This is a genomic window from Streptomyces sp. SM1 (genome assembly GCF_002910825.1).
Taxonomy (GTDB): Bacteria; Actinomycetota; Actinomycetes; order Streptomycetales; family Streptomycetaceae; genus Streptomyces; species Streptomyces okerensis.
On the sequence record NZ_NEUB01000456.1, the window covers coordinates 1 to 7,891 of the forward strand.

Genomic DNA, 7,891 nt, shown 5'->3' on the forward strand with positions numbered 1-7,891 from the left:
GAAACGCCGGGGGTGCGGGAAGCGCCGGCGGCGTGGGGCGCGTCAGCGGTTCGTCGGGCGGTCCAGAAGGGCGGTCACTTCGCGGCGTACCGCCTCCCGTGCCGGGCCGGGCAGGGACGCCAGGCCGGTCCGGTCCAGGGCCCGGAGCGCCGGGTCGGGTCCGGTGTGGCAGTCGGCGGTCCCGGTGGTCACCTCGTAGCCGTCCCGGACGGCGACGGACAGCTGGTGCCGGCCGTCGTCACCCGCATGCACGGCGGTGGCCACGACGAGCGGTGGCGGACCGCCCGCTTCGCCGGGCTCCTTGTAGTACCCGCTCGTCACGGGGTCCTGCCAGTGGATCCCGAGCAGCAGGTGGCGCTTGGCGACCACTTCTCCCAGGTCGGTCTCGTACGTACCGTCCCTGTCCAGAACGGTCGCCCGCGCGTTGAGGGCCAGCGCCGCCGGGAGCAGACAGCGCAGCGTGCTGCCGACGATGTTGCCGCCGACGGTGGCCGTCCGGCGTACCGCGCCGGTCCCCACGGTCGAGGCGGCGCGGCGCAGCACTTCCGGCACCCGGTCGTCCACCTGGTGCAACAGGACCGCCGCGCCCAGTTCCTGGCGTTCCATCCGGTTGGCCTCGGACAGTTCGCGCAGGGACATCGCCTGCTCGGGGAAGCCGTCGCGTTGCCAGAGGGCCCACACGAGCGTGGCTCCGCCGACGGGTACCGCCCCCTCGGCCAGACAGTGCTGTGCTCCGGACAGGGACGTGGGCAGACGCAACAGCACGGCGGTCGACCTGCTTTCCTCGACGGGGGCGGGGAACAAGCCACTTCGCGGAATGATCCGGGGCACTGCATTGTCGGCACCGTCACGGGGGCGCGTACAGGGCTCGCTGGTTCGCCGTGTGCGCCCATCGGGTGGGACCTTGCGCTCGGCCGGGTGCTTGCTCCATGGTTGACGCGCGTCACATGGCCCGTCACTCGGCTGAACCACACTTCCCGGAACCGGAGATCGCATGTTCGGACGCGCTGTACGTCTGTTTCTCTCAATTGTCATGCTCATGGCCGGATTGGCCGCGGGTGCCGTCGCCACCGCGGGCACCGCGCACGCCGACGGCTGTTACACCTGGCCCCGCACCCTGTCCCAGGGCGCCTCGGGCGCCGACGTCACCCAGCTTCAGATCAGGCTCGGCGGCTACCCCGGCCAGGGCTCCGTGCTGGCCGTCGACGGCTCGTTCGGCCCGGCCACGGCGGCCGCGCTCAAGCGCTTCCAGTCGGCCTACGGCCTGGCCGCCGACGGTGTGGCGGGCCCCAACACCTTCAACAAGCTCTACGCCCTCCAGGACAACGACTGCACTCCCATCCACTTCTCCTACGCCGAGCTGAACAGCTGCAACTCCACCTGGTCTGGCGGCGCGGTCAGTGCCGCGACGGCCAAGTCCAACGCGCTGCGGACGATGTGGAAGCTGGAAGCCCTGCGGCACGCACTCGGTGACCAGCCGATCCGGGTCACCAGCGGCTTCCGCTCCCACGCCTGCAACGACGCCGTGGGCGGAGCGAGCGGCAGCCGCCATCTGTACGGCGACGCGGCCGACCTCGGCGCCGGACCGCACTCCTTGTGCACCCTGGCCAAGCAGGCCCGCAACCACGGCTTCCGCGGCATCCTGGGTCCCGGCTACCCGGGGCACAACGACCACACCCACGTCGACCACCGCGGCAGCCGCTACTGGTCCGCGCCGACCTGCGGAATCTGAGCGGACGACTGCCCCCGAGCAGGGTTCCCCGGCCCCACTCCGGGGAACCCCCGGCACCGGCGCGGGCGGTACGTCTCCCGGTCACAGCAGCCGCCGGATCTCCCCCCGCACCCGGTAGAAGCCGCCGGCCGCCGGATGCAGCGCGTCCACCACATACCGGGCGCCGGGCACCCGTATCGCGCGCGGGAACTGCACGTTCCACGACTCGTCGTAGCCGCCGGACACGACATGGACGCGCAGCCTCCCGTTGTGCTGCGCGCACTCGACGACCACGGCACCGGCGGGCGCCTGTGCGACGGTGGCCACCGCGGTCGCGGTCGTGGCCGGCGTGTAGGTGGGCAGGGCCGCGGCGAGCTTGACGTCCCGCACGACCGGCACGCTGCCCTGCTGCGCCGCGGAGATCGCCGCCTCGCTCGCGTCCACGCACACCAGGGAACCGTCCGTGGTCACCAGGTACAGCCGCTCGTCCCGGTACTGCATCGACAGCGCCGATCCGCCTCCCGTGCCGAGCTTCCACAGCCGCGTACCGTCCCGGTCGAAGCAGTAGACGGACGACGCCGAGTCCCCGGCGAAGACGAACCGCCCGCCCGGCGCGGTGGCACACGAGTACACGGAACCGTCGCAGGCGTAGGTGGCCTCGACGGCACCGGTCGCCTTCGACAGCCGCTGCACCACCCGGTGCGCCGTCCCCGCGTAGACGGTGTCGTCCTCCTGCCAGCCGAACAGCACACCGCCGCGGGTGGGCGTGTGCCACAACTCGCCGCTGCCGTCGGGCGCGTAGGCCGTGACACCCCGGTGGTGGCCGTGGTAGACGGCCCGGTCGTCGGCGCGGACCATCCATGCGTGGTCACCCTGGCTGCGGCGCGACCACTGGTGCTCGTCCTCGTGGTCGATGACGGTGAGCCGGCCCTCGCGGTCCGAGACGTCGAGCACGCCCTCGTGGATGTCCAGCCAGAAGATGTCGACGTCCGCCGCGATGTCGTAGGCGGCGAACGGCAGCTTCGAGGACAGGTCGTAGACCCGGCCGTCGTCACAGCCCGCGTAGATCCAGAAGTCGTCGGCCACCAGGCACTTCACGCCGTCCGGCAGACTGAACCGGGCCAGTACGCTGCCCTCGTGGTCCAGGGTGAAGACGTCTCCGGCCTGGTTGCCGACCCAGCAGCGGTCGTCGTCGACATGGATGCCGAAGGCGGAGGAGCCCGTACCGAACCGCCACAGCACGGGAGCCACGGCGCGCGCGGTGGACGGCGCGGAGGCCACCTGGCGCCGGGTCACCGCGCGCGGGGCCCGCTGACCGGGCACCGCCGGCTCGTAGCCCTTGCGGACCTTCTCCCCCACCTTCTTCGCCGCGGCGGCCCGTGCCTTCGCCGCCGAGGCGAACGTCGTCGTCTGCGTCTGCCCCGCCGCGCCGATCCGGCCGTACCGCACCGTCACCAACTGGCCGTCGACCGACACCTCGTAGAACTTGTGTGCGGCGCCGTCCTCCTGGGACAGCTCCAGATACGTCGTCGACACCGTGGACCCGGCAGACATGGCACACCCCTCCCCAGACGGGCCCACGGCCGCTCCGGCGGACCCACTGATCGAACCGTAGGGGGTGCCACTGACAACGAGGGAGCCGTCAGACGCCGAACTCCTGCGGCGAGAGACCGAGCACTCCGCAGGCCTCGCGGACGGCGTACTGCTCGGAAGGATCGAAGCTCCCGTCCGCACCGGCGACGACCATGCCGGTCTGGACGACCGCCCGTGCCTCGACCGGCTTCTTCGCCGCCTTGGCGATGTCCTCCAGTGCCCGCGCCTTGCCCTGCTCGAAGTTGGCGGTGAGCCGGTCCACATGCTCGTTGAACCGCTTGCGGAGCTGGTCCGGCGGGAAGTTCTGCAGTACCTCGTTGGAGACGATCAGCTCCTCCACCCGCTGCCGCTCCGCCGGGTCGACCCGGCCGTCGGCCGCCGCGACCAGCGCGCACATCGCCATGCTCGCGTCCCGGTAGGCGCCGCTCTTCAGCTCCGTCTTGGCCGAGGCGAGCTGGGACTTGAACAGCCCCACCAGCTTGGCCTTGGAGCCGCCGCCGGAGGAGGACGAGCCGTGCCCCTGCTGCCGTGCGCCCCCCGTCTGAGCGCCCTGGGACTGCTGGAGCGTCCTGGCCTGTTCCTTGAGCCGGTCCCACATCGCCATTCGGTGCCACCTCTGGTTGTGTAGCTGTCCACCCGGTCCTGGTTGCCAGCCCGGGTCCTCACGGTCCGTCCGGTCAACGGACGCGACCCCGGCCGTGTTCCCGCGGGGCAGAAGAAGGCGAAGACTGCCGGCGCGTCAGCGGCCGCACGGGCGCCGCCGGGGCCGGACGAACGGCCGCCGCACCGGACCGTGAGGCCCGGGGCGGCGGCCGCCGGCATCGGGTCCGGCCCCTTTACGGGTCCCGTTCCCGCGACGGATCCGGCCGCGGCTCAGCCCACCGTCCACTTCTGGTTGGCGCCGCCCAGGCAGGTCCAGATCTGCAACCGGGTGCTGTTGGCGGAACTGTTGCCCGTCACGTCCAGGCACTTGTCCGCCTGCGGGTTGACGATGTCGCGGGCCGCGGTGACGACCCACTTCTGGGCCGCGGTGCCGTTGCAGTCCCACAGCTGGACGGGCGTGCCGTCCGCCGTACCTCCCGAAGCGACGTCGAGGCACTTGCCGAGCGCCCTGATCGTGCCGTCACCGCCGACCGACCACTGCTGGGCGGAGGTGCCGTTGCAGTCGTAGAGCTGTACGGGGGTGCCGTTCGCCGTGCCCGCCCCCGCGACGTCGACGCACTTGCCGGCCAGGCCGCGGATCGCTCCGCCGGCCGGCGAGTCGCCCGTGGTCACCGACACGTGGTCCACCACGAGTTGCTGCGGGAAGACGGTGGATCCGTCCGGGTCGCCGGGCCAGTAGCCGCCCACCGCCAGGTTGAGGATCAGGAAGAACGGCTTGTTGAACACCCACTGCCTGCCGCCCAGGTCGGCGGGTGTGCGCCGCTGGTAGACGTTCCCGTCCACCGACCAGGTGATCGAGTCCGGCGCCCAGTCGACGGCGAAGGTGTGGAAGGCGTCCGCGAAGGCCTGGCCGCCCGGCAGTGTGTAGCCGGCGCCGATGCCGCCGGAGCCGGAGTAGCCGGGACCGTGGAGGGTGCCGTGCACGGTGGAGGGCTCGAAGCCGACGTTCTCCATGATGTCGATCTCGCCCGAGTCCGGCCAGTTCACCGGCGTGCCCAGCATCCAGAAGGCCGGCCACATGCCCTGTCCGCGCGGCACCTTCATCCGCGCCTCGACGTGCCCGTACTGCGCGGTGAACCTGCCCGCCGTGTTGAGCCGCGCCGAGGTGTACTGACAGGTGCCGTACCAGCACTGGTAGTTGGCCGGGTTCTCCTTGCGGGCGGTGATGACCAGATGGCCCTGGCCGTCCAGGGCGGCGTTCTTGTTGCCTGACGTGTAGAACTGCCGCTCGTGGTTGTTGACGTTGTCGCCGGTCTCGATCTGCCACTTCGAGGAGTCGACGGCCGCGCCGGCGGGCCCGTCGAAGGTGTCCGAGAACGTCACGGCCGCCGCGGCGGTGACGTCCGCCGGCTCTTCGGCCTGCGCGGTGGTACCGACCGCGCCGGTGGCGACCAGCACGGCGGGCAGGGCGGCGATCAGCCATCTGCGGCGGGTGCGCGGAGAGAACATGGCTCTCCCTTCCGTACGGCGGCCCGTGGGTACGGGCGTGCCGGACCGAGGTTGTGGGGGTTGAATGCGCAACGACTTGATTCAAGAGGTGAGATAAGAGGGCGTCAAGACTCTGGTACGTACCAGGAGTCGTGACCGCGCCCGCCCTGCCGGGTCCGGCCGGTGATTCACGCCGTTGTGCCCCACGAGGTCCGGTGTGCACAGGCCGGGTCGTGCTCGGTGGCGCAGGACGTCCACCAGCGTTCACAGCACGCGGCCTCCACCTCGGCCTGCGCGAGCGCCGCGGCCGCCACGTCGCGCCACGCCGCCCGGCGGCCCTCCCGTTCGCGCAGGACGGCGACGGTGCGGCGTTCGTCGGCGATCACCGTCTCGCGGACCACACCCATGACGGGGGCGAGGGCGGCGACGGCCATGGCGAGGGTGGTCCAGGCGGGAACGGCACCCCAGGTGCGCACCGTACAGAAGGAGAGCCAGAGGGCCACGGCGATGTACAGGACGGTGAGAGTGCGGCTGCCCCTGCTCATGGCTGGTGTCCCTTCTCGCTCCGGCCGGTGGCCTTCTGATGCCCCGGATGTGCGCGGGCATGACTCATCGGCACGGGGTTCCAGTAAGTCCCTTCTTTTGCAGTCGAGTTGCTATCCGACCGCTTCCCCGTGCGCCACACTGCTGCCAAGGGACCGGCCGACAAGGGAAGAGCGGGGGCGGGGCATGGTCGCGCACAGACCGGTCGTGGCCGCGGTGGCGGGAGCACTGCTGATGGCGGGCTGCACGGGGGGAACGGACGGGGGGGCCGGTGCGGCCAAGCCGTCCGGGCCGGAGAGGAACACGGCCGACGCCCCGAGTCCCGGCTCGTCCTCCGCGGACGCTGCGGCCGCGGAGGACGAGCCGTACACCCTGCCGGAGGACCGGGCACCCCGAACACGGGCCGAGGCGGTCGCCTTCGTACGCGGACTCGAAGTACAGCCCGACTACTTCGGCTTCGGGTTCCTCAGACACCGGCCCCACGAGAGCGATCCGTCCCGGTGGGCCGTGCTGGGCGAGGACTGCCTCTGGCGCCGTGAGCCGCTGCCGGACCACGTCCTGGCCAGTCTCACCCGGGCGTTCGTCCTGCCGGCCGCCAAGGGGAGGGAAGCCGTGTACGTCTCCCTGACCATCACGGTGCACCGGAACACCGTCGAGGGTCGCCGGGACATGGCGGTGTCCCTGGAGGAGGCGTTGCGCTGCCCGGAGCAGCGGCTGAACACCACCCAGCGCGTGCGGGAGTTGTACTCGCAGGCCAACACGTTCGAGGACCAGCGCAACGCCATCGCCGAGGACGATCTGATGGAGAGCGGGGAGTGGCTGGTGGACGGAGAGAAGGGCGCTCTCCCCTTCGACTGGTTCAAACTCCGGCTCGGTCCCGTCACCGTGGCCGCGACCGCCCGATACGGCGCCGGGCGGACCGAGGAAGAACAGTCGGCCGTCTCGGCGGACGTGGTCAAGGGGGTCGGCTTCGTCGCCGCCGCGGTCGACCGCCGAGGAAGCTCCGACGAGGCGCGTAGGAAGGGGACCGGTGATGAGTGAGCCGCTGCGTCCGTCCGATCCTTCCCGCATCGCCGGATTCCGGCTGCTGCGCCGCCTCGGAGCGGGTGGCATGGGCGTGGTCTACCTGGGGCGCACCGACGCCGGGCAACTCGCCGCGGTCAAGGTGATCCATGCCGAGAGCGCCGCCGACGACGGCTTCCGGGCCCGGTTCGCACGGGAGACGGAGCTGGCCCGGCGGGTGGAGAACGCCTGGGTCGTGCCGGTGCTCGACGCGGATGCCGACGCGCGGACGCCCTGGCTGGCCACGGCGTTCGTCCCCGGTCCCTCGCTCGCCGAGGCCGTCACCGCGCACGGCCCCCTGCCGCCCCGGGCCGCACGAGTGCTGGGCGGGCTGCTGGCGGGCGCGCTGGCCGAGGTGCACGCGGCGGAGCTGGTGCACCGCGACGTCAAGCCGGGCAACATCCTGCTGGCACCGGACGGACCACGGCTCATCGATTTCGGTATCGCCCGGGCCGCCGACGACACCGCGCTGACCGCCTCCGGCCTCGTGGTCGGCACCCCCGGCTTCCTCGCCCCGGAGCAGGCCCGCGGCGAACCCGCCACCTCGGCGAGCGATGTCTTCGCGCTCGGCTGCGTCCTGGCGTACGCGATGTCCGGCCGGCCGCCCTTCGGGACCGGGGAACCGGACGCACTGCTGTACCGCACCGTCCACGACGAACCGGACCTCGACGGGGTGGAGACCGGGGCACGGCCGCTCCTGTGCCGCTGTCTGGCCAGGGAGCCGGACGCCCGCCCCACGGCGGCGGACGTGGCGCGGCAGCTCTCCGAGGACGCCCCGGATGCGGCCGACTGGCTCCCCGACCCCGTCGCCGCGATGGTCGCCGCGCGCGCCGCCGAGAGTCTCGCGATGCCCGGTGTCGATCCGACGGTCGTGGACGAGGAGGCGACCGC

Annotated in this window: 8 protein-coding genes; 3 read left to right on the forward strand and 5 right to left on the reverse strand. The window is 72.0% G+C overall.

The features are described 5' to 3' along the window. Positions 1-42: 42 nt before the first annotated feature. On the reverse strand, positions 43-765 hold the full coding sequence (locus B9S61_RS11415; protein WP_103542158.1) for an FAD binding domain-containing protein: 723 nt from the start codon (positions 763-765) through the stop codon (positions 43-45). A gap of 229 nt (positions 766-994) precedes the next feature. Here B9S61_RS11415 and B9S61_RS11420 point away from each other — a divergent pair, with 229 nt between their 5' ends. Then, a complete protein-coding gene (locus B9S61_RS11420) occupies positions 995-1,732 on the forward strand; it encodes a D-Ala-D-Ala carboxypeptidase family metallohydrolase (protein WP_258039626.1) in 738 nt (245 codons plus the stop codon). Between the two features lie 81 nt (positions 1,733-1,813). Here B9S61_RS11420 and B9S61_RS11425 read toward each other — a convergent pair whose 3' ends face one another. The 4 genes from B9S61_RS11425 to B9S61_RS11440 all read right to left on the reverse strand — a co-directional run bounded on the left by B9S61_RS11425 (position 1,814) and on the right by B9S61_RS11440 (position 5,940). Next, positions 1,814-3,265, reverse strand: a complete 1,452-nt coding sequence (locus tag B9S61_RS11425) for a WGR domain-containing protein (RefSeq protein ID WP_103542160.1) — start codon at positions 3,263-3,265, stop codon at positions 1,814-1,816. A gap of 88 nt (positions 3,266-3,353) precedes the next feature. Next, positions 3,354-3,908, reverse strand: coding sequence for a tellurite resistance TerB family protein (locus tag B9S61_RS11430; protein ID WP_103542161.1), 555 nt, complete (start codon positions 3,906-3,908; stop codon positions 3,354-3,356). Between the two features lie 269 nt (positions 3,909-4,177). After that, positions 4,178-5,416 (reverse strand): glycoside hydrolase family 16 protein, encoded by a 1,239-nt coding sequence (locus B9S61_RS11435; RefSeq protein ID WP_103542162.1) that lies wholly within the window; start codon positions 5,414-5,416, stop codon positions 4,178-4,180. A 167-nt stretch (positions 5,417-5,583) separates the two neighbouring features. Next, a complete protein-coding gene (locus B9S61_RS11440) occupies positions 5,584-5,940 on the reverse strand; it encodes a hypothetical protein (protein ID WP_103542163.1) in 357 nt (118 codons plus the stop codon). Positions 5,941-6,124: 184 nt separating this feature from the next. On the opposite strand from B9S61_RS11440, the gene B9S61_RS11445 reads away from it, so the two are divergent. Both B9S61_RS11445 and B9S61_RS11450 read left to right on the forward strand, forming a co-directional pair. Further along, positions 6,125-6,979, forward strand: coding sequence for a hypothetical protein (locus B9S61_RS11445; RefSeq protein WP_258039627.1), 855 nt, complete (start codon positions 6,125-6,127; stop codon positions 6,977-6,979). Then, a partial coding sequence (locus tag B9S61_RS11450) for a serine/threonine-protein kinase (protein WP_146064793.1) occupies positions 6,972-7,891 on the forward strand: 920 nt, incomplete at its 3' end. The genes B9S61_RS11445 and B9S61_RS11450, both read left to right, overlap by 8 nt.

Excerpts from the sequence above, each read along its gene's own strand:
- B9S61_RS11420 (WP_258039626.1), top strand. The coding sequence starts at position 995 with ATGTTCGGACGCGCTGTACGTCTGTTTCTCTCAATTGTCATGCTCATG.
- B9S61_RS11425 (WP_103542160.1), bottom strand. The coding sequence starts at position 3,265 with ATGTCTGCCGGGTCCACGGTGTCGACGACGTATCTGGAGCTGTCCCAG.
- B9S61_RS11430 (WP_103542161.1), bottom strand. The coding sequence starts at position 3,908 with ATGGCGATGTGGGACCGGCTCAAGGAACAGGCCAGGACGCTCCAGCAG.
- B9S61_RS11435 (WP_103542162.1), bottom strand. The coding sequence starts at position 5,416 with ATGTTCTCTCCGCGCACCCGCCGCAGATGGCTGATCGCCGCCCTGCCC.
- B9S61_RS11440 (WP_103542163.1), bottom strand. The coding sequence starts at position 5,940 with ATGAGCAGGGGCAGCCGCACTCTCACCGTCCTGTACATCGCCGTGGCC.
- B9S61_RS11445 (WP_258039627.1), top strand. The coding sequence starts at position 6,125 with ATGGTCGCGCACAGACCGGTCGTGGCCGCGGTGGCGGGAGCACTGCTG.